A 26329-nucleotide genomic window follows, 5' to 3' on the forward strand; every position below is an offset into this window, starting at 1 on the left:
AGGTTCCCCGTTGTAAACGATTACAATTATTCGGATAATCGGTATATCAACAGTTAGGGGGATCCTGAAATGAGAAAATGGCGGAAAATTGCCGGGCCTGTTCTTGCGACCGTGCTTGCTGTCAGTTTGGCGGCCTGCGGGGGCGGCGGCAAGAATGGAAGTAACGGCACCGACACTGCTAGCAACAGCAGCAGCAATTCCAACCCGGCATCCGGGGATACCGGAAGCGCAAGCGCGAGCGAAAGCGGCAAAGAAAACATCACGATTACTTTCCAGAATATTTATCCGGATCCGACCGATCCGAAATACCAGATGCTGCGCAAAATCGTGGGTCAATACGAGTCGGATCATCCGAACATCAAGATTGAGCTGGATTCCCTCAACACCGATCAGCAAAAGCTGAAGCTCAAGACACAGGCGGCGTCCAAGGAAGTTCCGGATATCACCGTCGTGAACCCTTCCGCCCAGATGAAACCTTTTGTAGACGCAGGACTGTTCGCGCCTCTCAACGAGATGGTCGAGAAGAACGGCTTGAAAGGAACTTTCCAGGAGGGAATCCTCGATTACTATACGTTTGACGGCAATCTTTATGCGCTGCCGGACGGCAATAATATCGCGATTGTCTACTACAACAAACAATTATTCGAGAAAGCCGGCGTAAAAGTGCCGACGACGTTCGAGGAAATGGTTGAGGTCGTCAAGCAGCTGAAAGCGAAAAAAATTCAGCCGATGGCCATCGGAGAGAAAGACACGTGGACCGGTTCCTTCCTGTTCATGAACGTGCTTCTGCGCACGAATGGCGGTCCCGGCTTCCTCAAGGACGTGCTCGGCGGTAAAAAAACGTTCGAGGACCCGGCATTCACGGAAGCGGTCGACGCGTTTCAAAACCTGGTTCAAGCAGGCGCGTTCCAAGAAGGAGCAACTTCTTTTGACTACAACGCAGGCGAGAATCTGTTCAAAACGGGCAAAGCGGCCATGTACTTCATGGGAAGCTGGGCCACGGGAGGAATCGAGACATCGTCTGTGAACGGCAACATCGGCGTGTTCAAATTCCCGACGGTCAGCGGCAAAGGAAATCCGGACGAATTCATGCTTGCCCCGGGCAGCGCATTCGCGGTGTCGAAGGACAGCAAACATCTTCAAGAGACGCTCGATTTCTTGAACTACTACATGCTCAACTATCCGAAAGAAGCTTTCGCAGTAAAAGGAGCAGTCGGTGTCGCACAGAAAGTGGACGGCGATTTTAAAGCAGCCGGGTACTCGGACATGGCTATGGAAGTGCTGAACCTTTTCAAAGGTGTAAAGGGCGGCGATCTGGCGTTCGACAACACCATGAATCCCGGAACCGCACAGATTCATCTGTCGAGCATCCAGAACTTATTCGTTACCAAGGTGCCGGCGGCTGACGTGGCGAAAGAACATCAAAAGGCGTTCGAAGATAATAAAGAATAAAGAATAATGAATATATCCCGCTCGATGTGCACCGGGGGCTTGCCGCTCCCGGTGCACATCGCAATTTCTTGATGAAGGAGGCCGGGTCGCTTGAACGTGCTGAAAGTGTCCAAATGGACGATCGCGGCTTTTGTTCTTCCCGCTCTGCTCCTGTACGCCTGCCTGGTTTTCGTTCCTATAATCGTTTCTCTCTACAGCGGACTTCTTGACTGGAACGGCATCGGCACGTCGAAATTCGTGGGGCTGGGCAATTTCACCAAGCTCTTTTTTTCAGATCCGGTGTTTTGGCCGTCTGTGCGCAGAACCCTAGTACTCGCTCTGCTTTCGATGGGAATCCAAATTCCCTTTGCGCTTTTCGTCGCCATTCTCATTAACCGATATATCAAAAGGCCGAATTTCCTCGTATCGAGTTACTTTTTGCCGGTCATTCTATCCGTCGTCATCATCGGCCAGCTTTGGAAAACGATCTACAATCCGAGCGCGATGGGCGGTATGCTGAACCAGATCCTGGAGGGCTTGCAGTTACAGGGATGGACCCGCGCCTGGCTGACGGACCCCAAGGTAGCCACGTATGCGCTGTATTTCGTCGCACTATGGCAGTACCTCGGTTATCACGTACTCATCCAATTCACGGGTATCCGCAACATTCCGTCTGAAATTTACGAGGCGGCAAAGCTCGACGGCGCAGAAGGTTTTAAGGCCGATTATCACATCACTTTTCCGATGATTATTCCGATTTTCAAAATATCGGTCGTACTGGCGTTCATCGGCTCCCTGCAATCGTTCGATCTGGTCATGGTGATGACAGCCGGCGGTCCGGCACACGCGACAGACGTGATTTCCACGCACATGTATCACATGTCCTTTCTGTCGTTGAAATACGGGTACGGCAGCGCCATTGCAGCATTTCTCGTCGTATTCTGCCTGCTCGCCACCCTGGTGATCAACTTGATGTTCAACAGGATAGAGAAAAGATATTCGTAAAAGGAGGTGCGCCTTTTGAATCGATCCGTCAGCACGGCAGTGAAGCCGGCAGCCGAGGCGTGCGCCTTATGGTCTGCCTTCAAGAAAGGCGCCGTCGTCCTGATGCTCTCGGTGCTTTTCGTCACACAACTATACCCGCTGTTGTGGCTTCTCACTTACTCCCTCAAAACGAATGAAGAAATTTTGTCAGGGCGCTTCTTTGCGCTGCCGGAAGCGCCGCAATGGATTAACTTCACACAAGCTATTGAGGCCGGTCAATATTTTCGCTATTTACTGAACAGTCTTTTCGTTACGACAGTAACCATGCTGGGGGTCATTCTGCTCAGCTCTCTAGCCGCGTTCGCGGTCGCCCGCTTTCGCTGGAAATACGGGCAGGTTGTGATGCTGCTATTTCTTGTCGGACTGATGATTCCAATGCAGGCTACACTGCTGCCGCTAATGATCATGTTCAAGAATATCGACATACTCAATACTCACTTGTCGCTCATCTTTCCTTATATCGCATTCCAAACCCCTCTTTCCGTGTTCATACTGAGCGGGTTCATGAGGACGATTCCGCACGAGGTTGAAGAATCGGCCATCATGGACGGTGCCGGTGCATTCCGGATGTTTCGGAGTATCGCTCTGCCGATCTCCATACCGCCTGTCGTCACTGTCTGCATTCTTACGTTTATTAATATTTGGAACGAGTACATCATGGCAGCCACTTTCATCTCGTCGGACCGGCTCAAAACGCTGCCTTTCGGCGTAAACAGCTTCGTCAGTCAATATTCCGTGAATTACGGCGCTATCGGCGCATTCTTGGTGCTTGGAGCTCTTCCGGTTATTGTGATCTACTTCTTCCTGGCAGAGAGAATTACGAAGGGCATGGTCACCGGCGCCGTCAAAGGGTAAAATCGGAGATATGAAAAGCTTCCGTTCGATTCACAGCCGTCTTTTTCTGCTGTTTTTAGCATCTATGCTCAGCTTGCTGTTCGTCGTGAGCGTTCTGTATTATCAACGGGCGACCGAACAGATCAGGAATAGAATCGCCGACATTGCGGACAAAAACATCTCGCAGACCGTCGGCTTATTTGACCTTTTACTGAAAGGTTATGACAGCGTTACCAAGACGCTCAACAGCAATGACGAGCTGATGCGGCTGCTGCAGAGCCGGCTCACGGACGATCCGGTGCTTGGAGTGGATAACGAACGCAAAATACGTAACATCCTGGGTGCCATCTTTTACTCCCGGGACGATATCGTCGGCATTCACATCGTGACTTACAGCGGCAAGGTACACAGTTATGAGCGGTCGAGCGGCGGCTCCGGTTCGGGCAATTATACGCAAGCGCAATGGTTCCGTTCGCTGAAAGAGTCGACGGGGGAAATGAAGTGGCTGGGCGTCTTTCCGCAATCGCTGATGAGCGGCGGATTCGATCGTCCTGTTTTTGCATTCGGCCGGCAATTGTTCGAGCTGAACGAGCTGAAACCGATCGGCATTGTGCTGATTGAGACGGATGCCGAAGCTATTTTGTCCGCACTTTCGAATGCCAGCCTTGGACCCGGCAGCAGCGTGTCCATTCACGGAGCGGCAGGGGAAACAATCGTCACCACTTCCGGCAGGAACTCGTTTGAGCCGCTGCCGGCCGGTTGGCCCGGTCAGCTTAGGGAGGATGAGACCTTTGTCCGGGAACGGCGGGATTCCCTCGTTACGGCTGCGCGTATCGCCAAGGCGGAATGGACGATCGTCGCGCAAACGCCCAAAAGCAATATGCAGCTGGAACTGAAACAGACGCAGCAGTTCCTGATGACTGTAATCATCGTGCTGGTAGTCGTGGCGACCGTGCTGGCCACGTTCGTTTCCCGTACCTTTTCATCGCCGTTCAAACGTCTGCTTCAGGAGATGAAGCAGGTGGAAATGGGGAATTTCAACGGGAGGATCAGTGTTAACTCTTATGATGAAATCAATGTGCTCGTATCCTCATTCAATCGCATGGTCGCCCGCATGGACGAACTGATCGAGCGTATCAAACTTTCCAGCATCAGCGAGAAGCATTCCCAACTTCAAGCGTTGCAGTCGCAGGTAAATCCGCATTTTTTATTTAATACGCTGGACATGATTTACTGGATGCTGGACGAGAGGGAGAACGACCGGCTGGGCAAAGTGATCCTAGCTCTATCTCATATTTTCAGATACAGCAGCGATTGGGAGGAAGCGTCGCGTACGACGCTGCGCAGCGAGCTGGAGCAGATGCAGCATTATTTAACGATAATCGAAACCAGGCTGCCGGCCGTATAAGGGCCGAAATCGATTTCGAAGAACGCTGGCTCGATGCGGTGCTGCCCAAAATGACACTGCAGCCGATTATTGAGAACGCCGTGAAATACGGACTGGAGCCGCTCAACCGCCCTGGGCTGCTTCGAGTCTTCACGCAGGAAAGCAACGGCGTACTGAACATCGTAATAGAGGATAATGGGGTCGGAATGGATGATCAACTGTTAAGGCAGCTATTACAGCTGTTGGATGAAGAAGACAGCGGCGATCCGTCGTCAAACACGGCGAGGCGCGGTATCGGCCTGCAAAATGTACACCGCAGGATACGCCTTATGTTCGGAAACGGTTATGGGCTTCGGATCGAAAGCAGCCGGGAACGGGGCACGACAGTTGTCGTGGCCATGCCGCTTCCGGCGCCGGGAGGGCATCAGCTATGAATATACTGGTCGTTGATGACGAAACGGTCATACGGGAAGGAATAGAACGGACGATCTCCAAACGGTTTCCGGATCACCGCGTTCTGCTGGCATCGAATCCAGAGGAAGCCGTTCAACTGCTTAGAAGCGAACCGGTCGACCTTGTGCTCACCGATGTGCTCATGCCCGGGATGACGGGACTCGAACTCATGGATATTTCTCGTAAGCGGCATCCCCACGTGAAGTGGGTCGTCATCTCCGCTTATTCGGAGTTTGCGTATGCACAGCAAGCAGTTCGGTTCGGCGCCAAAAACTATTTATTGAAGCCGATCGGCAAAGACGTGTTGATTGAGATGATTGCGCAGATCGGCGACGAGATTGCCAGAGACAACGAGATGTCGAAAGAAGCGCGGTTCATGCGAACGAATATGCGCTTTCTGCGTGAAGCTATATTTGCGAGATGGGCATTCGGCCTGGATCTTGCGGGTATCGATTTGGCGCCGTATATCGAAAGACATCCCCATTTTCACTTGATCATGATTCGTATGGAAAGCGATCGTGTCGTTCACTTGGAACATTTTATCGTCGAGAACGTTCTCTCCGAATTGATTGACAATCACGGCCACGGATTCGTCGCCAGCATAGACGCGAAAAGTTTGCTCGGCCTGGTCACCTTACAAGAAGACGCCGACAGTCCCATGCCTATGCTTGACGAGCTTCGGCGCCATTTGAAGAGATATGTCAAGGTTCCTTTCCAGATTTTACATTCGCACCGGTTAAGCCATTTCGCCAGCGTCCCTGAAGAAGTACAGAGAATGCGTAAAGCCGCGGCAACCCAAGTGTATGAACGTTATGCGAGCGGCGGCGACCAAGCCGTTGAAATCGCACTTCAGTACATCAAGGCGCATTACCATGAAGAGTTGTCTTTGGAAAAGGCAGCTTCGGTCGTTTATTTGAACCCGGTCTATTTCAGCCAGCTTTTCAAGCAGAAGACCGGGCAAGGCTTCAAGGATTACGTGATTCAACTGCGTTTGGACCAAGCCAAAGAAATGCTGCATAATCCGGCTCTTAAGATCGCAGATATCTGCGAAAGGATCGGCTATCAGGACATGCGCCACTTCTCGCAGCTATTCCGCAAAAGATACGGGATGACACCTTCCGAGTACCGGCAGTCTTCCGTTCAGCTGAATTGAGGCGAATTCCCGTAGTCATTCATCCAAGAACGTGTCCCGATCGGAGAGTACTATGAATATAAATCTCTGAGAGAGGAGCCGCTATGATGAGTGATAGTCAAGGGAGACAGGTAGCCAGCAAGTGGCTCAAGACGAAAGCACTGCTCAGTGATCCCGGCCTGGCGAAACACATCCCCGATACATGCAGGTATAAGCCTTCGAATCTGAGAGCGATGCTGTCGCGATATGCGATGGTCGTCGTGAAGCCCGTCAGGGGTGCCGGCGGAATCGGCGTAATGATGGTGAAGCGTCAGAGACGTGCATTCACCTGCACCTATCTGGCACGTACGAAAAGGTACTCCAATTTCTCCGCTCTCTCGAACGCCATCGATAAGCGCCGCAAAGGCAGCTCTTTTTTGATCCAAACAGGCATCCATCTTGCCCGTATCAAAGGAAGACCGGTTGATTATAGAGTGAAGTATGTAAAAGAAAATGACGAATGGACTTATCGGTCGATGGTGGGCAGATTGGCAAAAAAAGGGCTGTTCGTCACAAACTTGTGCCGGGGCGGCGAGCTGATGCCATCAGCCGAGGCGATTCGCCGATCCTTATCCTCCAAGCTGGTCCGCGAAAAAAAGCGAGAGATGCGACATTTGACGGAAACGTCGACAACGCTGTTGGAGCGCCGCTTCCCGGGTGTTGCGCAGCTGGGGTATGATTATGGCATCGACCGAAAAGGACATATATGGCTTTTGGAAGTCAATACTCGACCGCAGTAATCATTATGATTTGACATATTTTTCTATTAAATCCTTTAATCAACTTATTCATGATCATGAAACTTTTTTATAAAACAGCTGCTGCAAAAGATGTGAATAATTTAATCCACAGAATCCCCTGTGCACGGAAAGATATTTCGGGGTTTTTCAACATTTTACCCACATCTTTATCCACAACCATATGTGGATATGACGAACCTTGTCCGCTTCTTGGAGGCCGTGCTATGATTCCATCACAAACTCCAACCCTATAAGGAAAGGGCGTGCGGCCAATGTTGCTCTCCGATGATCTTTTGCTGGATGCTTATCGTAATGCGGTTCGTCTGCAGCTTGAAATGGAATTTGTCCGTTTGCTCCGTGCGGAAATTAAACGCCGCAGGTTGAAGGTTCCGGATGAGCAGGTGATCTAAATATGCCAACCGGTTACTTCGACAGTAAATGGGAAGTCGCATTGTACGCAGCGAGCTGCATGACGGCACACGGTGTCGTTGTCCACGACCATTGTGACTGTACCCGGAAGCGTGGGCTCATAAGGGGAATAGGGTCCAACCCAATCGCTCCAACGACCTTCGTCTTCGGCTGCGGAACCACAGATCGCACATGACACCTCCAGGAGGCTAAGCGCATTGCAGACAGGACAAATCAAAAGGGCAACCTCCTTAGATGCCGGATGAACCTCCGGTTTTCCAACGGTAGGATGCCCTTTTGCAGTTTATAATTTCATATTGCTGCTGTGGCCCGGCGACAGCTTCGCGCCGGGATCGATATACACTTTGGCGTTATTGATGGCCGTAGGCGCCTCGCCGAATCCGACAGCGATCAATTTCAACTTGCCGGGATAGGTCGTGATATCGCCGGCTCCAAAAATACCGGGGATACTCGTTTCCATTCGGGAGTCCACAACGAGGGATCCGCCTTCGATGCTGAGGCCCCATTCCGCTATAGGTCCGAGCGAGCTTACGAACCCGAAATTTACAATGACGGCGTCCACTTCATGCAGGCTCGTCTCACCCGATTTAACATCGGTCAGAGTTACATGGGTGATCGAGCTTCCGCCTTGAAGAGCCGTAATTTCAGTAGGTGTGAGGATCTTGACTTTGGAATTCATCAACAGTTCCACACTGTGTTCATGCGCACGGAACTTGTCGCGGCGATGAATAAGCGTAACCTGTTCGGCAATGGGCTCCAGCATGAGCGCCCAATCGACGGCGGAATCCCCGCCCCCGCTGATGAGCACCTTCTGCCCGCGGAAACGGTCGAGATCGCTTACAAAATAATGAAGGTTCGCTTTCTCGAATTTCGAGGCTTCGGGCAGCTCCAAACGCCGGGGTTCGAACGCTCCGACGCCTGCGGTAATAATTACCGCGCGTGAGTGATGCACTCTCTGATCCGTGACGATTTCAAACAGCCGTTCTTCAAGCTTGGTAACCTTTTGCACCTTTTCCTCCAGGCAAATATTCGGTTTGAAAAGGTCCATCTGCTCTTTCAGGTTGTTCACAAGATCCTGCGCGGTTATTTTGGGAAATCCTGCGACATCATAAATATATTTCTCCGGGTACAGCGCAGCGAGCTGGCCGCCCAATTGAGGCATACTTTCAATAAGCGTGACTGACATTTGCCGCATGCCGCCGTAAAAGGCCGCGAACATACCGGCAGGGCCTCCGCCGATAATGGCCACATCTACCGCGGTTTCATTGCTCTGGTTCAAAAACTGACACCTCCGAGTGAATTATGACAAATCGTTACAATGTATTTGTTTCCAATTATAAGCCAGTGATTGCGAACAAGGAAAGCGTTTTTGTGCAGTTGTCCAAATTAATTCGTGAAAATCAACCTTGAAAAATGAGGGAAAAGCCGATATGATTTTGTTAAATAGCCTCGGATGAGCAACTTAGCGGAGGACATTGTGTAATTTTTCACAAACTAAACACATACACAGATTGGATGGGATCAGGCATGAGCAGCATACCGAAGATTGTAATCCTAGGCGCCGGTTACGGAGGCGTTCTCACCTCGCTTCGTTTGCAAAAGGAACTGAATTATAATGAAGCGGACGTGACGTTGGTCAACAAGCATGACTACCACTACATCACCACCCACCTTCATATGCCTGCGGCCGGAACGGACAACCCGGAGAACGCGCGTGTGAATATCTCCAAGCTCATTGACGAATTCAAGATCGATTTCGTTAAATCGACAGTCGTACAAATTCGTCCGCAAGACCGCAAAGTGATTTTGGAAGACGGCACACTTTCATACGACTATCTGGTCATCGGCCTCGGCGGCGAACCGGAAACTTTCGGCATCCCCGGACTGGGCGAGCATGCGATGAACATTCGCAGCATCAACTCGGTTCGTCTGATCCGCGAACATATCGAATATCAATTTGCCCGCTTCAAGCGCGAACCCCATCGGACGGATTATCTGACTTTCGTTGTGGGCGGCGCCGGATTCACGGGTATTGAGTTTGTCGGCGAGCTTGCGACCGCATTCCCGAGCTTTGCAAACAATTCGACGTAGATCCTGCGTTGGTGAAAATCGTTAACATTGAAGCGGCTCCCACTGCGCTGCCCGGATTTGATCCGGAGCTCGTGGATTATGCGATGGAAGTGCTGCGCAACAAAGGCGTAACCTTCCGCATCGGAACTGCGATTAAAGAATGCACGCCGGATGGCGTTGTTGTCGGCGAAGGCGAAGAAATTAAATCCCAGACGGTCATCTGGACCGGCGGTGTTCGCGGCAACCGCTTGATCGAGGAAGCCGGCTTCGAGACGATGAGAGGCCGCGTGAAGGTTGACGAATTCCTGCGCGCACCGGGCCACGACAATGTGTTTATTCTCGGCGATAACTCCCTGGTGTTCAATCCGGAAGGCCGTCCTTATCCGCCGACTGCCCAAATGGCCATGCAGCAAGGTGTCAACTGCGCACACAACCTGGTCGCATCCATTCGCAATCAGCCGCTCAAATCCTATTCGTTCAGCAACAAAGGCACCGTGGCATCGCTCGGTAAAGGCGAAGCGATCGGCATCGCTTTCGGCAAGAAATACAAAGGCCGGGTTGCGGCATGGCTGAAAAAAGCTATCGATATCCGTTACCTTTTCATTATCGGCGGTATTCCGCTGGTGCTGCGTAAAGGTAAATTTCTGTAATGAGACATTGCAGCGTGCAAGTGCGGGGCCTGTTGACAAGGCAAGAATTAGACCGTTACAACGCGCTGATGGAAGTCGGCTCCTATCTGGAGTCGCAGAGCCGATACGAACTTGCAGCTGTCGTACAAGCCGAAGTGGACTTGCTCATTCAACCCGCCATCGAGCGATTGAAGGACAAAGGCCGCGAACGGGATCGAATGACGCTGCAATACCTTGAAGACAAACGTCGTGCAGAATGGGAAGCCCAGATGCGCGAGTTGGAAGAAAATTAATGTTTAAAGGCCTGCCTGCCTGTCTAATTGACTTGCAGCAGGCCTTTTGTGTGCGTGAACGGCTATGAAAAATTCCTTGTATTTATTTTACGGATAAATTTGGTAGAATACAGGCGAAGGCAGTCCACATCATCGCGGCCGTTGCATCAGGGTACAGATCATTGTCATGGGGGGATTCGTGTGTCTGAACGTATCGAGAAAGATTCATTGGGCAGTAAGGAAGTGCCGGCGTCAGCTTATTACGGAATCCAAACGCTGCGTGCCGTAGAGAATTTTCCGATCACAGGTGTACCGGTCCATTCCGAGCTCATTGTCGCTTTGGCCCATGTCAAGAAAGCGGCCGCACAAGCCAACACGGAGCTGAAACGGCTGCCGCATGCGATCGCGGAAGCGATCATTCAAGCCGCTGAGGAAGTTTCGCTCGGGGGATGGCATGACCAGTTCATTGTGGATTCCATCCAAGGCGGAGCGGGAACATCCATCAACATGAACATGAATGAAGTGCTCGCCAACCGAGCGCTGGAAATTATGGGCCATCCCAAGGGCGATTATTTTCACTGCAACCCGAACAATCACGTGAATATGTCCCAGTCGACGAACGATACGATACCTACGGCGTTGAGAATTTCGGCTTATTTGTTGTCAATGAGATTGTTGCAGACGATGCGTGAGCTGCACGTGGGATTTGTGCAGAAGCAATCCGCATTCGACGACGTTATTAAAATGGGCAGAACCCACCTGCAGGACGCCGTACCGATCCGCATGGGCCAGGAATTCGGCGCTTACGCAAGAGTGACCGAACGCGACATCGGACGGGTTACCCGGGCGGCTGAAGGCTTGTTGTCGGTGAACATAGGAGCGACCGCCGTCGGTACTGGGTTAAATGCGACGCCTGAGTATATCGCCCGTGTCGTTGCTCATCTGGCGGAAGATTTGCAAATTCCCGTCCACAGCGCCGAAGATCTCGTGGACGCCACGCAGAATACCGACGCTTATACGGAGCTCTCGGCCGCACTTAAGGTGTGCGCCATGAACTTGTCGAAAATTTGCAACGACATACGCATGATGGCATCCGGGCCGAAGGTCGGTCTGGCTGAGATTACACTGCCGCCGAGACAGCCGGGCTCCTCGATCATGCCGGGAAAGGTAAACCCTGTAATGGCGGAAGTCGTCAATCAGGTCGCTTTTCAGGTGATGGGCAACGACCATACGATCTGTGTGGCTTCGGAGGCCGGCCAGTTTGAACTGAACGTGATGGGGCCGGTCATCGCCTTCAATCTGCTTCAGTCGTTGAAGGTATTGCAGCGAGGAATCGACGCTTTCAACCGGTTCGCCCTGGAGGGTATGGAAGCCAATCGGGACAGATGCAAGACGTATGTCAATCAAAGCTTCGGTATTGTCACAGCGCTGAATCCGCATCTCGGTTACGACGTTGCCGCACAGCTCGTGAAAGAGTCGATGGCCACGGGTATTTCGATCCGGGAGCTTATTCTGGAAAGGCAGCTGCTCACCCCGGAGGAGATGGAGGAGATTCTCGATCCGGTCCAAATGACGACGCCGGGCATTGCCGGAGAACGGCTTCTGACAGAACAAAGTTAATGTCCGCAAATGCAGAAAAGCCAGGTCTAGCTGTTAAGAGCAGCTAAGCCTGGCTTTTATCATTTTCAGAAATCAGCCGCGCAGCAAACGGTCCAGCGATTCGGCCGTGAGCCGGTTGCCGACGAAGAAGGCGCCGAATTCACCGAACCGCGCGCTCACTTCATCAAACCGCATTTCGTACACGAGCTTCTTGAACTGAAGAGCGTCGTCCGCAAACAGCGTGACGCCCCACTCCCAATCGTCGAAGCCGACGGAGCCCGAGATGATCTGCTTCACTTTGCCCGCATAACCGCGCCCGATCATGCCGTGGCTTCTCATCATCGCTTTGCGGTCCTCCATGGACAGCATGTACCAGTTATCCTGCAGATCGCGCTTTTTGTTCATCGGATAGAAGCAGATATGATTGCTTTTGGGCAGAATCGGCTTCAAGCGGGCGGCGATTTCCGGAACCTGCAGCGGATCGACGCCAGGCGCAGCCATGTAATTACTCAATTCAACAACGCTTACGTACGAGTACTCTTTACGGGTAAACCGGCCGAAAGCGGATCTATTAAAGGCGTTCTCGATATCGTTAAGTTCCTCCAAAGTCTCCCGCAGGTGCATGAAGATGAGGTCAGCTTTTTGTCCCACTATGGAGTACAATGCCAAGCTTCCTTCTTTTCGCGCTTCAACGGCTTCCCAATCGGCAATCAGTTTGTTCAGATCGTTCAGTGCCGCATCTTTCTCTGCCGCGCTTGCCGCATTCCATGCCGGCCAATCTATGCTGCGCAAATCATGCAGGGCGTACCAGCCTTCCAACGTTTGGGCGGCTTCGCTCATCGGTCATCTCTCCTTGTCTACATTGCTGTACCCATTGTAGCCCAACGGAATCGGCGGGGCAAACGACCGTCTATATTTTTCGCCAGAATAACCCGTATTCGTTTATTTTTGTTCACACCCTGTTCGTTGACTGTGAGGAAAACAATCTTGTACACTGATTAGAGGTATGTAAGCCCGCACTTATTAGGAGGATCGACATGCTCGGTAGCATAATACAGGAAACCGTCGGAACGCTGCTCTTTTTCGTGCTGTTTTTCGGGATAGGTTTCATATTGAATATGTTAATTAAAACGACCTGGATGCCGACATGGCTGTATGTGTTCATCGTCATCCCGCTGGCCGTATGGTACTTCTGGGATTCAACCATTCATGTCGGCGAGAATCTTACCCGTTTTGCCGTCATCGGGATGTTCCCGATCTTAGCCGGCATCGGCGGCGCGCTCACAAGCGGCTGGGCGATCCGGGCGCTGAGACGCGGCGGCTACAAAATGTTCTAAACCCGGCGGCGCTCGGGACAGGAGGAACAACATGCTTCGTTCGGCTGAAGGAAGAAAATTGGCGAAATTCGCACTCGTCGGAGGACTCAATACGGGTGTGGATTTCGCTGTTTTTTGTTTGTTGGTGTACGGTGCGGGAATGATTTCCATCGGAGCCCAAATCCTCTCCTATGCTGCAGGATTACTCAACAGTTATCTATTGAACCGTCGATGGACATTCGGTGTGAAGAAGGAGCATAAGTTCGGGGAAGTGATGCGGTTTATCGTTGTGAACCTGTTCTCTTTCGGAGCCGCGACCGGCGTTCTGCTCGCTATGGAGCAGTGGCTCGGATCGGCTGCAGCCAAGGCGGTGTCCGTTGTCATATCAATGGCCGTCAACTTTGTCGGGTATCGTGTTTGGGTATTTCGAATGGAACACCAAGGAAATCGGGCAGGCTAACCAAAAAAGCGAACTCGAGGTGCCGGTTATGCCGCTTATTCATGCCAATGGTGTGGAACTGCACTATCATCTGCAAGGAAAAGGAACCTCCGTTATTTTTGTGCATCCGCCTTGCATCGCAAGCCGGGTGTTTACTTATGTGCGCAATGATCTGTCACAGGATCACCGCACTTTGCTGTTCGACTTTCGCGGACACGGCCGAAGCGCATCATCCGCGACGCCCATCACGATACCTTTGCTCGCGGAAGATATCCGCCAGCTTATGGACGTGCTCGACATACCTTCGGCTTACTTGTGCGGCTATTCATTGGGCTCGATGGTCGTGCTTCACGCGCTGCTGACCTATCCGCAGCGATTTCGCGGAGGAATTCTTCTTGGCGGATTAGCGGAAGTAAACACCGTCAAAACACGGGCGAAGATCAATGCTTTTCTTGCTGCCGGAACGCTTCGAGCCCAGCGGTTCATGTCGTTCCCGATCGCATGGGCCAATGCGGACAATTACCAAACCTATAAACGGCTGCGCAGCGAAACTCGGTCGGGGGATCGCGCCAAGTGGATGGAGTATATGAGAAGCGGGCTGCATTATTCGGTCAAGGACCGCTTGGAAGATATACGCCAGCCCGTCCTGCTCATTTGCGGCGAGCGCGACCGCGAGTACAAAGCATACATGAGAGAGCTGCAGCAGGGCTTGCCGAACGACAGCTCGGCGTTTATGCCGGGAGTACGACACATTCTGCCTGCTTTCGGAGCGGGACCGGTGTCCGAGCTCATCCGTGGATGGGTTGACGCGCAGGAAGAGCGAAGCTCAGACGCGGAGGAAACGCTGCGTGAAGGACATGAACCGGATCGGTTGGATTTTCCTTATTGGGAACAACAGGATGGGGACCAACCGCACACGCACCTATAATAAAAAGGGACTCCGGCAGACGGTGAGCGCAGCGGACGACATTTGCTGCGTTAACGGTCACACAACCGGAGTCTTTTTTATCTCTCTCAAAGCGCGGTTTGTGCTACAATAGAGAAACCCAATCTTTAACCGAAAAGAGTTGTCGATTCCGCTATGCGCGTGTCGAATATATTGGAATTTACGGAGAACCACCGCTACTTTACAACACGCCACTTTGCGCTGAGCGCATTGGACCGCAAGGTGCTGACCTCTCTCTATCAGCCGATGGCAGGGGCGCTTTCGATCGGGTTTTATCAGCTGCTCTATTATCAGCTCGCAGAGGATTCGGCAGGATATTCGAAGCTGCAGCAGCAGCGCGGATTATTCCTCGGGCTCGGATTGGATCTGAGCGCCGCCGGCCGCAGCCAGCTGCTGGAGGCCGCCTCGCGGCTCGAGGCGGTGGGGCTGGTTCAGTCGTTCCGCCATCATAACCCTGTAACAGAGGAAACGTTGTACGAATACGTACTCATTCGTCCGCTTCACGCCGCGGAATTTTTCTCGAATATACATTTTACGCTCCTTTTAAGAGATAAGATCGGCAAAAGTGCTTTGATAGAATTGCGGAGCACGTTCTCCGCTGAGCCGCCGGCCGAACTGGCCCGGTTCGTCAATCGTGAAGAGGTGACGGTTCCCTTCTATGAGTTGTTCCGGATCGGCGCCGGTACGATTGACCCTGAATTGGAAGCGGGTTGGGCGGAGGCCGCCTCCGGTTCGGAACCGCCCGCTTCCGCCCAGCCGCCGGCAAGAATTCGCCACAGCGATATGCTGCTGCGTTTTCCACGCGGATCCGGAAATCGCAGCTATGTCGAGAAATTGAAGCGTGCCCCGGAGTCGATGGAGCAGTTAAACTATTTAGCCTATAAATTCGATTTGGAAGTGCCGGAGATTTGCCGCCTGCTGGATGAGGACGGAATCTTCCGGAATGACGGCACGCTCCTATGGGACGAGCTTCAAAGCCGCGCCAATCTGATGTACAGGCAAGACCGCAAGCGGGATGAAGAGCGGGCCAGATTTCTAGCACGCGGTGAGGTCAGGCCTGCAGCGGAGATCGAGGATTCGGCGTCATCTGCCGTGCAGCTGGATATTCCGGAAAGATTTCAAGCCGAAGTCACCGTACAGCGCTATAATGAAATGCTTCGCCGTGAGCCTTATACAAGGATGCTGGAGCGCTATTTCCCGGGAGCGGTGCCGGATGCTTTTATCCGTATTTTCGAACGGATCGATATTAACTACAAGCTTCCCGAACCGGTGATCAACATCCTGATCCACTACGTATTGGGAATGAGCCATGCGCAGCGGTTAACCAAATCATTCATCGACTCTATCGCCTCTAATATGCTTGCCAAAGGAATCGATACTTTAGATAAAGCGGTCTCGTATGTCAAGGAGCAGGAGAAGCTGAACGCTACATTGGAACGCAGGCGTCGCGGAGAAGAGCCGGTGCGGGGGAACGGTCAGCACGCCGGCGGCCGCGGAAGGGCCGCTGCCCGCAAGCCGGCGATGCCGGTTGTCAAGGATGACGGCGCTCTGCAAGAAGTGACGCCGGAAGAGCGGCAGAAGATGAGGGAACTGGCCCGCAGACTGAAAGAGGAAAAATGATCCGGACTGCATGAACAGATAAGGTGCGGAGGAGGAGCAGGATATGGAATCATTAGGAGAGGCTCTTCGCCGCCTTCCGATCATGGAACAGGCGAAAGACTCGGAACGCGTGGCCGAACAAGTTTTGAAAGACCCGCTTGTCGCGAAGCTGCGCGACCGGTATCCGGGATTGGAAGAGACTGTACTTCGAACCAATCTTAACCGGCTCTACCAGATGGCCAAAGAATACCGCAACTGCAAAGAGTGTCCAGGTCTGGCGCGCTGCCCGAACGATATGCAAGGCCATTATACGGGGATTACTTGCTCGGAGCAGAACGGCCGCTGGCAGATTATCGACGAGAAAACCCCGTGCTCCAAATGGACGTCACATCAGCAGCAGCTTCAGATTCAACGCAGAATTACGAGCTTTTACATAGATGAAGCCGTATTCGGTGCGAGCTACGATGAAACGGAAATGCAGGATTCGGACGCTAACAGAGAGTCCGCCGTGAACCGGGTGCTTCATTATGTGCATACGACACGAACGGAAGGCCTGCAGAAGCAAGGGCTGTATTTAATGGGTGATTTCGGCACCGGCAAAACCTATATGGCGGGCTATCTGCTCCAGAAGCTGGCCAAGGAAGGTTACAGCGGAGTGATTGTCTACATGCCGGAGTTTGTGGAAGACGCGAAGGCACTCATGCTTGAGCCGCAGAAGCTGAAGGAAACGCTCAAGTTGATGAAAGAAACGGACCTTCTCGTATTTGACGATATCGGCGCTGAAAATTTAAGCCCTTGGGTGCGTGACCATGTACTGGGCGCTATTCTGAATTACCGGATGAACCGCAAGCCGACCTTTTACACATCCAACCACGACTTGGACGCCTTGGAGAAGCACTTCAGCTTTACGCACAAGGAAGGCGAGGAAATGCACAAAGGACAGCGGTTAATGGACCGCGTACGTCCTTTTGTCGATGTCGTGCATGTTCGCGGCCGCAATCATCGGGGCGGTTAATCGGGTTAGGTCACGCGCGCGGCATACATTTGTCGGTTTTTATCGTATATAGGAAAAAAGAACTAAATGTATCATTTTATTGGGACTTTTGTATTGACGTGTTTCCTTTTTTTTGCTTTAATCTGATTATATTATTCTGTTATTTCAGAAGTCTGATATCGCTCGACAGCATTGACTCGACATAGATTAGATTCATATATTTCAGACTTAGGAATGTGTTGATCGGCAGTTCTCATTTGGGCACTTGAACTGTCTGGAGCGATTAGTGCAACCGGCCAGTTTTCTTTATGCGAACCATAAGGGAAATAAGGCCGGTTTTGTTGTTACGGGGGTGATGACCATAACGGTGATGCGCAAAAGAATCGGAGATTTGCTGCTTGATGCCGGAGTGATTAACGGGGAACAGCTTCAGCAAGCCTTGAGTCAGCAGAAGGAACTGAACATGAGGCTTGGGGATGTACTCATTACTCAGGGTTACATAACACAGCAGCAGTTTATTGAAGTGCTGGAGTTTCAGCTCGGCATTCCTCACATACAGTTGTATCGACAGAAGATCGAACAGAAGGTCATCAACCTGATCCCGCAGAAGCTGGCTGAACAGCACCGCGTCATTCCGGTTCGGGTTGACGGCAATAAGCTCATTCTGGCTATGGCCGATCCTCTCGATTATTTCGCGATTGATGAGATCCGTATGGCAACAGGGCTGCGTGTCGATCCTGTCATTGCTTCCAGAGACGAGTTAGAGAGAGGCATCAAGCGTTATTACGGACTTCAAGATACGATTGAACAGATCAATCGCAATTTGCAAACACGCGAAGCGGATGAGCCGGCTGTCCCGGTTGTGGACGATGATTCGCCGGTAGTCAAAACCGTAAACCAATTCATCATTCAAGCCGTTCAGATGGGTGCCAGCGATATTCATATTGATCCTCAGGAAGACAGCGTACGAATCCGGTATCGTGTTGACGGGATCATGCGCACTGAACGAACGCTGCCTCCAAACATGCATGCGGTCATTGTCGCCCGCGTCAAAATCATGGCGAACTTGAATGTCGCCGAGCGTCGGGTTCCCCAAGACGGCCGTGTAGAGATGGATATCGAATTCCGCAAGGTCGATATCCGGATTGCGACACTGCCCACCATTCACGGAGAAAAAGTCGTAATGCGTGTGCTTGACATGGGAAGCACCTTGACGGAAGTGGACAAGCTCGGATTCTCGGAGGCCAATAAGAAGTGGTTTTTGCAAGGGATCGAGGCTTCGTACGGAGTGGTTCTCATCACCGGTCCGACAGGCAGCGGTAAGACGACGACCCTGTATTCCGCTCTTTCCCGGCTTAACCGGGAGGACGTAAATATCATAACCGTGGAGGATCCCGTGGAGTACCAGCTTCACGGAGTAAACCAGGTGCAGGTGAACAACGTAACGGGATTATCGTTCGCTCGCGGACTGCGCGCCATACTTCGCCAAGATCCGAATATCGTGATGGTCGGCGAAATCCGCGATACGGACACGGCGGAAATTGCCGTTCGCGCGGCAATGACCGGGCATCTTGTACTCAGCACTCTGCATACGAACAGTGCGGTGAATTCCGTAACCCGGCTGATCGATATGGGTATTGAGCCTTTTCTGATCTCCTCCGCACTTCGTTGCGTGGTTGCTCAAAGGCTCGTGAGAAAAGTTTGTCCGCACTGCGCGGAATGGTACATTCCGACTATTGAGGAAAATTCTCTCCTGGTCAATCATGATATACATGCCGATCGACTAAGAAGAGGAAAAGGTTGTGCGGAATGCGGTCAAAGCGGCTACAAAGGCAGGTTTGCCATTCAAGAGGTGCTGATGATTGACGACCAGCTCCGTTCAATGATTTTGCAGAAGAGACCGGACAACGAGTATCGGGATTACGCGATCAAGCAGGGGTTCGTGCCGATGCTGAAGGACGGCTTACACAAAGTGGGGGCCGGGGAAACGACGATTGCAGAGGTTCTGCGCGTCACAATTAAGGAATGAGATTTACCATAATTCACTTCTACATTAAGGCAGGAGCTGGCGCAATTTGGCTTTGACGGCGGAAGGCTTGCTGAGACAGGCGCATGAGCATAGGGCTTCGGATATTCACATCACAGTGAATTCTCCTGTTATGTTTCGGATTAACGGGGAGATGACGCCGATCGAGGGGAATATTCTGAATCCTTATGACACGATGGAAATAGCCAAGCAGTTAATGAGCGGCGAACAATATGAAGTTTTCATTGAGAGCGGTGATTTGGACTTCTCCTACGGTATAACGGGTGTATCCAGATACCGTATCAATGCTTACAAACAAAAAGGGAATGCCAGTCTGACGATCCGCTTAATTCCACAACAAATTCCGGCTATGGAAGCGCTCGGGCTTCCTGCAATGGTTCAGGAATTCGCCAATAAGCCGCAAGGTCTGGTTCTCGTTACTGGACCGACCGGAAGCGGCAAATCCACAACACTCGCTGCCATCATCGATTATATCAACCGCTCTCGTAACGAGCATATCATCACATTGGAAGATCCCATCGAATTCGTCCATGAGCATAAGAACTGTATCGTCAATCAGCGTGAGATCGGCATCGATACCGCTTCTTTTGGCACCGGCCTGCGCGCCGCATTGCGCCAGGATCCGGATGTGATTCTTGTTGGCGAGATGCGTGACCTGGAAACGATCAGCACGGCGATTACAGCCGCTGAGACCGGACATCTCGTATTCGGAACTTTACATACTGCGGACGCCCCGCAAACGATCGACCGCATGATCGATGTTTTTCCTCCTGACGCGCAGCAGCAAATTCGGGTTCAGTTAGCAGCAGTACTGCTGGGGATTGTAGCACAGCGGCTGCTGCCGACCGCAGACCGGAGCGGCAGAGTTGCCGCTATGGAAGTGCTCGTGAATACACCGGCGGTAGCAAACCTGATCCGATCCGAGAAGGTGCATCAAATCCGCTCCGTCATGCAAACCGGCAGCACACAAGGCATGCAAACCATGGAGATGTCACTCAGGGACCTGCTCCAGCGCGGAACGATTACGGTCGACGAGGCGAAAACCGCGATGTTCGGCTTTAACGAATTGTCATTATAACATCAGGAACGGAGCTGAAGGGAGTGCCCAAGTATCGTTATCGCGCCATTAATGCGGACGGTAAAAGGTCGAAGGGTGTTCTCGAAACCCCTACCTATCAGCAGGCAGTGGAGCAACTGAAAGGGCAGGGTCTCTGGATCGCGGAGTTGAGTACTCATAGCGATAGTATCCTTCACCGTGATATCAATGAGTTCTTCGGCGGACCAAGGGTTAAGACCCAGCATTTTACCGTATTCTGCCGACAATTATCCACAATGTATATGTCCGGCGTGAGCATGGTGGACGCCATACGCGTTCTAAGCCAGCAAACGGAAAGCAAGCCGTTCCGCAAAGTGCTCACGTCCGTATCCGAGGAGATGAGTAAGGGTACTCAACTTTCAGTGGCAGCTGCTGCATACCCGAGCGTATTCTCCACCATATTCATTAACATGATTAAGGCAGGTGAGGCCAGCGGTAACTTGGACGACATGCTGAATCGGCTGGCGGTTTTCCACGAGAAAGAGCATTATACGAAGCAAAAAGTGCAGTCGGCGCTGATTTACCCGATCGTTATGTCCGTCGTTATGGTATTGGTTGTTACCTTCATGATGATTTTCGTCATTCCGAAGTACGTGGCAAACTTCCAGGCGATGGGGTTGAAGCTGCCTTTACCGACACGCATTGTTATTTCGATCAGCGATTTCATCCAAGTCTATTGGTATTTGCTGCCGATCATATTCATTGCACCGATTTTAACGCTTAAGATTGTCGGCAGTACACCTAACGGACGTTACCGCCTGGATTATTTGAAGCTCAAAATTCCTGTCTTCGGCCTTCTCTGGCACAAGCAAGCGATTGCTAGATTCGCACGGACATTCAGTTCGTTGTTCGCAGCTGCGATCCCGATGATGCAGGCGATGTCCATTGTATCGAATGTGGTAGCAATAAAGCCATTGGAAAGTTGATTAACGAGTCTCGTGAAGGCATCCGCAGCGGCCACCCGATGGCAGAGCCCTTCATGAACTCGTGGCTGTTCCCGCAAATGGTCGTGCAGATGATGGCAGTAGGGGAAAAGACCGGATCACTCGACAGCATGTTGGACAAGGTAGCAGATTTCTATGAGGCTGATGTCGATGCGATGACCGATCGCTTAAAGTCACTGCTCGAACCGCTGATGATCGTTGCCATCGCCGGGGTTGTAGGAGGCATTGTGCTGGCCGTCCTGATGCCTACCTTCACGATGATGGAAAACATCCAGTAATCGGTTTTAAGGCAAGACAACATATTATTCAATTTTTGAGAGGAGCAAGTGGTTTCGAATGAAAAAATGGTTGAAGAATTCTAAAGGTTTTACATTAGTAGAATTACTGGCAGTTATTGTTATTTTGGGGGTAATTGCAGCGATTGCTGTTCCGGTGGTTAGTGCAACAATTCAAAACTCCAGGGAAAGATCAGATGTGGCTTCGTTGGCATTAATAAGAGACGCTGTCACTCGATGGGCAATAGAAACCGAAGTGGTAGATGACGTTGCAGCAACTGAGTTATCTGTAGTCAGTGGTGCTGGCTACTTGCAGGGTGTTCCAGCAATTCAATCACGTACAGATCTCGATTTTGATCAATTCAGTATCTCTGTAGATGGATTTGGTATGTATGATGTAAACATCCTGGATACTGATGGAGTTACGGAGATTGTCGAAGGGAATTTCTAAAAAATCAAACAATTATTTGATTAATCGGTGAGGCATTGAATCATCATTGCCTCGCCGATTGTTACGACTAAAGGAGTGATATAAAAGAGTAGTGCTGTTTCTAATTGTATCAATTATGGGATTGTTTATAGGTAGTTTCCTTAATGTAGTCGCAATCCGGGTACTTAAGAAGGAATCTATCGCGTACCCGCCATCTCACTGCGTACATTGCAATCATCAGCTAAAACCGCTGGATCTGGTGCCGGTATTCAGCTATTTGTTCCTAAGAGGTAAATGCAGATACTGCAAGGAGCCAATCTCGATCCGTTATCCATTGGGAGAAATGGCGACGGCTCTTTTGTTTATGGCCACATATTGGGTTATTGGCTTCAAGTTGGAATTGATTGTGGCGCTCTTTTTCATCTGTATCTTAGTCGTCATCACACAGACGGATCTGCAGGAAATGCGGATTCCGAATGCTGTTGTAGCAACTGGAGTTGTCGGTGCACTTGGACTAAGGCTCTGGATTCATCCGTTGCCGTTGTGGGATTATTTGACCGGGATGTTGGTCGGTAGTGGAATATTATTCACTATAGGCATAGTGAGCGGATGGATACTAAAGCGGGAAACGATGGGTGCGGGGGACGTGAAGCTCTATGTTTTCATCGGGCTCATACTTGGCATAAAGTTAACCGTATTTAGTCTTTTCGCTGCAAGTGTTATTGGCCTAGTCATTGGGTTATTTCAACGGGTGCAAGGCAAGCAAGATAAGTACGCCGAGGTGCCCTTCGGTCCTTCCATTGCGCTAGGTTCTTTATTTGTTTATTTTTTCGGGGAGCATGTACTCAATTGGTATCTAGGTTATTTTTAATCGCGGAAAGTAAACGACGGTTGAGGTTTCATAGGGGTCACCATTGGGCAGCTGCATGGTTAGTGTGATCTGCAGTTTATTATTTTGCGGCATCTCAAAATGTACGTTAGCCACATGTGCCGATAGCTCATGCTTTGTTGTTTGGCCGCGGCGAATGGTGACCACTTCAATCTTCCCCGGTTCCGAAGAGCTCTGAGGGGTGAAGTTGTAGGTCAGCGTATCTCCAGTTGGTTGTTTTACACCTAAGGCGTTTGTCTTTTCAAATTCAAGTTTTAAAACCTTTCCATCACCAACGTCAGCAGTAGCTGTCTCGTTGCGGACTGATGTTACGATGTGGCTCATGATCGTTCGAGATTCTCGCAATATTGTCTCTCGCGAAGCGGTTTGCTGCATGCCGTTATGGGAGTAAGTGAAAAGAAACGTAAGGGTACCGATGAGAAATGATGCGATTGCCAGGGTGGCTAATACTTCGTATAAGCTGATTCCTTTTTCATTTCGCAACAATCCGCTCACTCCGGTCTATTCTCATTCGTGTTATTAGGTATAATCCACTAGCGCTTCCAATTCGTAACTGCGATTTGTTACTAGATTCGTACAGGTGACATGAATTCTACGGAATGATTTTGTTAAATCGTGTACTTCTCCTTGTAAGGTGACAGTTGGGGTTTCTAAGTCCAGAGATTGCACATCCAGCCGATATTGTGGGTCACTGGTCTGTGGATAAAAAAAGCTCAATGTTTGTGGAGGATGATCGTGTAGCGGAATTATGCTGAGGTTTTGTCCCAAAACATTGATCGTATTCGTTTGCATGTTGTTCTTGATCTCTTCCAGAACAGCCCTCGTAAGTTGAACGGATTTGTCGGTGACCGCATTAGCGCGAGAAGAAGATGAGGTCTGCTGCAGCACCATCGTGATGATAAGAACGGCGACCGCCAGAACGACAACGGAAGCAAGCACTTCTATTAACGTTAATCCGTCGTCTTTTTTCATCTTATCACCCTACTGTCGAAAATAATCGTAATTTTACTATAAATCAAAACATCAAAAGAGGAAATGATCATGAGGAAAAATCTGCATTCCGATCGGGGCGGCACTTTAATATTGGTCCTTGGGGCCATCGTCGTTGTCACCATTATGATCGCGCCTCTGGTGATGGCGATGAACACCGGCCATCTCCAAGCCCTCAATGATGCCAACTATGAACAGGCCAACAGCAAAGCGGAATCTGTGGCGGTTGTTTATCAAAAACTATTGTTGGAAGATCAAGACATGATGGAGACGAAGGACATCCTCTACCAATGGAATCAGGATTTCAAAGAGCGATTCAGTTTCTGTGCGGACGGCGATTTGGTCATTCACGAGGACTCGGACGGCGAACCGGAGCAAGTGGCCATTTCATGTACGGACGGCTCAGGGCCGACCGCAAGAACCAGCACCGTGAAATTTCAAATCCGCTTTGATCCCGACGGAGGACTGCCATTTTATCATCAACACGCCGTGGTAACATCATACTTAGAATCTGCTCGGCAAGCGATGTACAATGATGTGTTCCATGTTTGCGGAACGCCGGATCTGCAGCCGGAAGGCTTTCTGAACAATGAGTATGATCCTGAGAAGTATCTTGAAGAATTTACAGAATATATGGACGGCTATGTGGGCGACAGTTTTAATGATCGTTATAATGGCAGGCCTTTACCGCTTGCCCCACTAGCAGTTCCGGAAAAAGTAACCAAAATCAGCACTGTGGTTACCGAAGATGACTATGTACATAAAGTGTCGAGTGGCCTGCGATATGCCGGCAATGTAAAGTTTACAAACAACACGATAGACAAGCTGCCGGACGGTAATGGATCCAGTGTAGAAGTTGCGGGGAATGCAAGTTTCATAGATGCGTTGGGAGATATCATCATTGGCGGCCATGTTAAAGTTGGCGGGGAAATAAAGGTTACGATAACAGCTGATAAGAACAAGAATGATAAAAGTAACAATGGCAACGGCAATGGGAACGGCAACGGGAATGGGAATGGGAACGGAAATGGCAATGGAAATGGGAACGGAAATGGCAATGGAAATGGCAACGGCAACGGCAACTCTGGCTATACACAGTTCATAGTCAAAGGTGATTTGCTTTCAAATAAAAACATCATAATCGGCAGCGGTAATATCAAAGATCCTGTTGAACTGATTGTTGAGGGCGACGTGATTGCGAGAGACGATATAACGATAAACGGCGTACAAAAAATCACTGTCAAGGGAAGCGTTATTGCCGGTGGAACGATAACCGTCAACGATGGTCTCGAGGAATCTTTTGTCGCTGAAGGCTGGATGAGTGCGGACAACATTCTTTTCAACACGAATGCTGGGGGTATGCTCAGCCTCGGGAAGTGGACGGAAACGGCAAATCTAGTCAAGCCGAGTTACTGGGATATGTTGGCCGGCAATTGGGGTTCTTTGGCAGCGGCAAAACCAGTCGTCGGTAATGTTAGTTCTCTAATCGCCGGTAAAGAACTTTATTTCCAACAGCTGCCTCTCCTTCGTGTGACCGGTGATATAAGTGCAGGCTCCATTCAGGTAACCAATGGTGACCGCAGATTTAACGTGCCTGTGCTCAGATCTGGCGGCTCCTTTGTTGTCGGCAGCGATATCGCAATTCATGATTCGTATTTATGGCTCATCGGCAAAAGTTTGAGTGTGGACGGGGCTGTTACCGGTTACTCCATGGGCCTGCTCCAGCTCGGTGACTCTCTATATACAAACCGCGGACTTACCATGAAATCTACGGTTTTTATGATTATGGGAGGATCATTGCTCTCCAAAGGTCCGTTACAATTTCAGGGATCCAATTACATAACGGGAACCTTGCTTGAGATCAAAGGGGACATTATTTCACGGAGTGATATAGTCTTCAGTAGTACGGCTTCAAATTTTAATGTCGGTGGATCTATGGTTGCTTCCAGCTACATCATTTTTCCAAGCTATGTCGTTAATGCGACGTTCGGAAAAGATATGGTTTCAGGCGGCGATATGAAGATAAATCAAATTCAAGGCGCCTTCCATGTAGACGGCTATCTGATGGCGAAAAATAACATAGAACTCACTAGTTATTACAGAAATGCCGAATACAAGTTTGGAGGCTTCTATGCAGGACAAACGACAACTTTCCCGACGTCGTTCAATGATGGCTCCGGCAATGACGCAATTTGCATAAACCATACGGTACCGCCTAATGCGGGAAGACCGAAAATCGGCTTCGGAAGCTGGAGCTCAGGACAATAATGGGTTGAATTAGAGTGATATTACCGCGACAAAAAGG

Annotated in this window: 27 protein-coding genes and 1 pseudogene; 23 read left to right on the plus strand and 5 right to left on the minus strand. The window is 50.7% G+C overall.

Translation table 11 applies throughout. From position 1 onward, the window contains the following. Positions 1 to 69: 69 nt before the first annotated feature. The 8 genes from SD71_RS09225 (at position 70) to sda (ending at position 7470) form a co-directional block, all read left to right on the plus strand. Positions 70 to 1452 (plus strand): extracellular solute-binding protein, encoded by a 1383-nt coding sequence (locus tag SD71_RS09225; protein ID WP_041062107.1) that lies wholly within the window; start codon positions 70 to 72, stop codon positions 1450 to 1452. Between the two features lie 90 nt (positions 1453 to 1542). Continuing rightward, positions 1543 to 2436, plus strand: a complete 894-nt coding sequence (locus SD71_RS09230) for a carbohydrate ABC transporter permease (RefSeq protein ID WP_041062108.1) — start codon at positions 1543 to 1545, stop codon at positions 2434 to 2436. A 102-nt stretch (positions 2437 to 2538) separates the two neighbouring features. Beyond that, entirely contained in the window at positions 2539 to 3330 is a 792-nt protein-coding gene (locus SD71_RS09235) for a carbohydrate ABC transporter permease (protein WP_082034161.1), read from the plus strand. 10 nt (positions 3331 to 3340) lie between these two features. Then, positions 3341 to 4717, plus strand: coding sequence for a sensor histidine kinase (locus SD71_RS09240; RefSeq protein WP_326998731.1), 1377 nt, complete (start codon positions 3341 to 3343; stop codon positions 4715 to 4717). Positions 4718 to 4767: 50 nt separating this feature from the next. Beyond that, positions 4768 to 5130, plus strand: coding sequence for a sensor histidine kinase (locus SD71_RS25890; protein WP_326998732.1), 363 nt, complete (start codon positions 4768 to 4770; stop codon positions 5128 to 5130). After that, positions 5127 to 6302 (plus strand): response regulator transcription factor, encoded by a 1176-nt coding sequence (locus tag SD71_RS09245; protein WP_041062110.1) that lies wholly within the window; start codon positions 5127 to 5129, stop codon positions 6300 to 6302. Before SD71_RS25890 ends, SD71_RS09245 begins: the two co-directional genes overlap by 4 nt. An 86-nt stretch (positions 6303 to 6388) precedes the next feature. Beyond that, entirely contained in the window at positions 6389 to 7060 is a 672-nt protein-coding gene (locus SD71_RS09250; protein ID WP_041062224.1) for a YheC/YheD family protein, read from the plus strand. A gap of 272 nt (positions 7061 to 7332) precedes the next feature. Further along, positions 7333 to 7470, plus strand: a complete 138-nt coding sequence (gene sda, locus SD71_RS23015; protein ID WP_152619407.1) for a sporulation histidine kinase inhibitor Sda — start codon at positions 7333 to 7335, stop codon at positions 7468 to 7470. Here sda and SD71_RS23545 read toward each other — a convergent pair. Together SD71_RS23545 and SD71_RS09255 are read right to left on the minus strand one after the other, a co-directional pair. After that, a complete protein-coding gene (locus SD71_RS23545) occupies positions 7467 to 7706 on the minus strand; it encodes a hypothetical protein (RefSeq protein ID WP_152619396.1) in 240 nt (79 codons plus the stop codon). The two genes, sda and SD71_RS23545, sit on opposite strands and share 4 nt — an antisense overlap. A 66-nt stretch (positions 7707 to 7772) precedes the next feature. Continuing rightward, a complete protein-coding gene (locus SD71_RS09255) occupies positions 7773 to 8768 on the minus strand; it encodes an NAD(P)/FAD-dependent oxidoreductase (RefSeq protein WP_041062111.1) in 996 nt (331 codons plus the stop codon). A gap of 248 nt (positions 8769 to 9016) precedes the next feature. Between SD71_RS09255 and SD71_RS09260 the strand changes: the two are divergent. The 3 genes and pseudogenes from SD71_RS09260 (at position 9017) to aspA (ending at position 12080) form a co-directional block, all read left to right on the plus strand. Further along, a pseudogene (locus SD71_RS09260) lies at positions 9017 to 10209 on the plus strand (NAD(P)/FAD-dependent oxidoreductase). After that, on the plus strand, positions 10209 to 10481 hold the full coding sequence (locus tag SD71_RS09265) for a hypothetical protein (RefSeq protein ID WP_041062112.1): 273 nt from the start codon (positions 10209 to 10211) through the stop codon (positions 10479 to 10481). Before SD71_RS09260 ends, SD71_RS09265 begins: the two are co-directional and overlap by 1 nt. A 180-nt stretch (positions 10482 to 10661) precedes the next feature. After that, complete coding sequence (aspA, locus tag SD71_RS09270; protein WP_152619397.1) at positions 10662 to 12080, plus strand: aspartate ammonia-lyase; 1419 nt, start codon at positions 10662 to 10664, stop codon at positions 12078 to 12080. Positions 12081 to 12152: 72 nt separating this feature from the next. Here the strand turns inward: aspA and hemQ are convergent, their stop codons facing one another. Beyond that, positions 12153 to 12899, minus strand: a complete 747-nt coding sequence (hemQ, locus tag SD71_RS09275) for a hydrogen peroxide-dependent heme synthase (RefSeq protein ID WP_041062113.1) — start codon at positions 12897 to 12899, stop codon at positions 12153 to 12155. Positions 12900 to 13096: 197 nt separating this feature from the next. On the opposite strand from hemQ, the gene SD71_RS09280 reads away from it, so the two are divergent. From SD71_RS09280 to SD71_RS09325, 11 genes are all read left to right on the plus strand, one after another. Next, entirely contained in the window at positions 13097 to 13396 is a 300-nt protein-coding gene (locus SD71_RS09280; protein ID WP_082034142.1) for a YuiB family protein, read from the plus strand. A gap of 31 nt (positions 13397 to 13427) precedes the next feature. Beyond that, complete coding sequence (locus SD71_RS09285) at positions 13428 to 13835, plus strand: GtrA family protein (protein ID WP_041062114.1); 408 nt, start codon at positions 13428 to 13430, stop codon at positions 13833 to 13835. Next, entirely contained in the window at positions 13753 to 14742 is a 990-nt protein-coding gene (locus SD71_RS09290; RefSeq protein ID WP_152619398.1) for an alpha/beta fold hydrolase, read from the plus strand. Before SD71_RS09285 ends, SD71_RS09290 begins: the two co-directional genes overlap by 83 nt. Before the next feature lie 153 nt (positions 14743 to 14895). Continuing rightward, positions 14896 to 16380, plus strand: coding sequence for a DnaD domain protein (locus SD71_RS09295; RefSeq protein WP_041062115.1), 1485 nt, complete (start codon positions 14896 to 14898; stop codon positions 16378 to 16380). Positions 16381 to 16423: 43 nt separating this feature from the next. Then, a complete protein-coding gene (gene dnaI, locus SD71_RS09300; protein WP_041062116.1) occupies positions 16424 to 17374 on the plus strand; it encodes a primosomal protein DnaI in 951 nt (316 codons plus the stop codon). Positions 17375 to 17708: 334 nt separating this feature from the next. Continuing rightward, positions 17709 to 19382, plus strand: coding sequence for a GspE/PulE family protein (locus SD71_RS09305; RefSeq protein WP_235427051.1), 1674 nt, complete (start codon positions 17709 to 17711; stop codon positions 19380 to 19382). Between the two features lie 46 nt (positions 19383 to 19428). Beyond that, positions 19429 to 20478, plus strand: coding sequence for a type IV pilus twitching motility protein PilT (locus SD71_RS09310; protein ID WP_041062117.1), 1050 nt, complete (start codon positions 19429 to 19431; stop codon positions 20476 to 20478). Positions 20479 to 20501: 23 nt separating this feature from the next. Then, positions 20502 to 21422: a type II secretion system F family protein gene (locus SD71_RS09315; RefSeq protein ID WP_235427052.1), complete on the plus strand. Its 921-nt coding sequence runs from the start codon at positions 20502 to 20504 to the stop codon at positions 21420 to 21422. After that, positions 21419 to 21718 (plus strand): type II secretion system F family protein, encoded by a 300-nt coding sequence (locus SD71_RS24840; RefSeq protein ID WP_235427053.1) that lies wholly within the window; start codon positions 21419 to 21421, stop codon positions 21716 to 21718. The genes SD71_RS09315 and SD71_RS24840 overlap by 4 nt, the downstream gene beginning before the upstream one ends. A gap of 58 nt (positions 21719 to 21776) precedes the next feature. Then, entirely contained in the window at positions 21777 to 22166 is a 390-nt protein-coding gene (locus tag SD71_RS22140) for a type II secretion system protein (RefSeq protein ID WP_052476110.1), read from the plus strand. 115 nt (positions 22167 to 22281) lie between these two features. Beyond that, on the plus strand, positions 22282 to 23016 hold the full coding sequence (locus SD71_RS09325) for a prepilin peptidase (protein WP_041062230.1): 735 nt from the start codon (positions 22282 to 22284) through the stop codon (positions 23014 to 23016). On the opposite strand, the gene SD71_RS09330 is transcribed toward SD71_RS09325, so the two are convergent. Together SD71_RS09330 and SD71_RS09335 are read right to left on the minus strand one after the other, a co-directional pair. Next, positions 23002 to 23529: a hypothetical protein gene (locus SD71_RS09330; RefSeq protein ID WP_152619399.1), complete on the minus strand. Its 528-nt coding sequence runs from the start codon at positions 23527 to 23529 to the stop codon at positions 23002 to 23004. The genes SD71_RS09325 and SD71_RS09330 overlap by 15 nt on opposite strands. A 24-nt stretch (positions 23530 to 23553) precedes the next feature. Continuing rightward, a complete protein-coding gene (locus SD71_RS09335) occupies positions 23554 to 24006 on the minus strand; it encodes a prepilin-type N-terminal cleavage/methylation domain-containing protein (protein ID WP_041062119.1) in 453 nt (150 codons plus the stop codon). A gap of 69 nt (positions 24007 to 24075) precedes the next feature. On the opposite strand from SD71_RS09335, the gene SD71_RS24190 reads away from it, so the two are divergent. Continuing rightward, on the plus strand, positions 24076 to 26292 hold the full coding sequence (locus SD71_RS24190; RefSeq protein WP_041062120.1) for a hypothetical protein: 2217 nt from the start codon (positions 24076 to 24078) through the stop codon (positions 26290 to 26292). Positions 26293 to 26329: the final 37 nt, after the last annotated feature.

The organism is Cohnella kolymensis (assembly GCF_000829465.1).
Taxonomy (GTDB): Bacteria; Bacillota; Bacilli; order Paenibacillales; family Paenibacillaceae; genus Cohnella; species Cohnella kolymensis.

Coding starts and splice junctions, on each gene's coding strand:
- SD71_RS09225 (WP_041062107.1), top strand. CDS start 70: ATGAGAAAATGGCGGAAAATTGCCGGGCCTGTTCTTGCGACCGTGCTT.
- SD71_RS09235 (WP_082034161.1), top strand. CDS start 2,539: ATGCTCTCGGTGCTTTTCGTCACACAACTATACCCGCTGTTGTGGCTT.
- SD71_RS09240 (WP_326998731.1), top strand. CDS start 3,341: ATGAAAAGCTTCCGTTCGATTCACAGCCGTCTTTTTCTGCTGTTTTTA.
- SD71_RS25890 (WP_326998732.1), top strand. CDS start 4,768: ATGACACTGCAGCCGATTATTGAGAACGCCGTGAAATACGGACTGGAG.
- SD71_RS09245 (WP_041062110.1), top strand. CDS start 5,127: ATGAATATACTGGTCGTTGATGACGAAACGGTCATACGGGAAGGAATA.
- SD71_RS09250 (WP_041062224.1), top strand. CDS start 6,389: ATGAGTGATAGTCAAGGGAGACAGGTAGCCAGCAAGTGGCTCAAGACG.
- sda (WP_152619407.1), top strand. CDS start 7,333: ATGTTGCTCTCCGATGATCTTTTGCTGGATGCTTATCGTAATGCGGTT.
- SD71_RS09265 (WP_041062112.1), top strand. CDS start 10,209: ATGAGACATTGCAGCGTGCAAGTGCGGGGCCTGTTGACAAGGCAAGAA.
- hemQ (WP_041062113.1), bottom strand. CDS start 12,899: ATGAGCGAAGCCGCCCAAACGTTGGAAGGCTGGTACGCCCTGCATGAT.
- SD71_RS09280 (WP_082034142.1), top strand. CDS start 13,097: ATGCTCGGTAGCATAATACAGGAAACCGTCGGAACGCTGCTCTTTTTC.
- SD71_RS09285 (WP_041062114.1), top strand. CDS start 13,428: ATGCTTCGTTCGGCTGAAGGAAGAAAATTGGCGAAATTCGCACTCGTC.
- SD71_RS09295 (WP_041062115.1), top strand. CDS start 14,896: ATGCGCGTGTCGAATATATTGGAATTTACGGAGAACCACCGCTACTTT.
- dnaI (WP_041062116.1), top strand. CDS start 16,424: ATGGAATCATTAGGAGAGGCTCTTCGCCGCCTTCCGATCATGGAACAG.
- SD71_RS09305 (WP_235427051.1), top strand. CDS start 17,709: ATGACCATAACGGTGATGCGCAAAAGAATCGGAGATTTGCTGCTTGAT.
- SD71_RS22140 (WP_052476110.1), top strand. CDS start 21,777: ATGAAAAAATGGTTGAAGAATTCTAAAGGTTTTACATTAGTAGAATTA.
- SD71_RS09325 (WP_041062230.1), top strand. CDS start 22,282: ATGGGATTGTTTATAGGTAGTTTCCTTAATGTAGTCGCAATCCGGGTA.
- SD71_RS09335 (WP_041062119.1), bottom strand. CDS start 24,006: ATGAAAAAAGACGACGGATTAACGTTAATAGAAGTGCTTGCTTCCGTT.
- SD71_RS24190 (WP_041062120.1), top strand. CDS start 24,076: ATGAGGAAAAATCTGCATTCCGATCGGGGCGGCACTTTAATATTGGTC.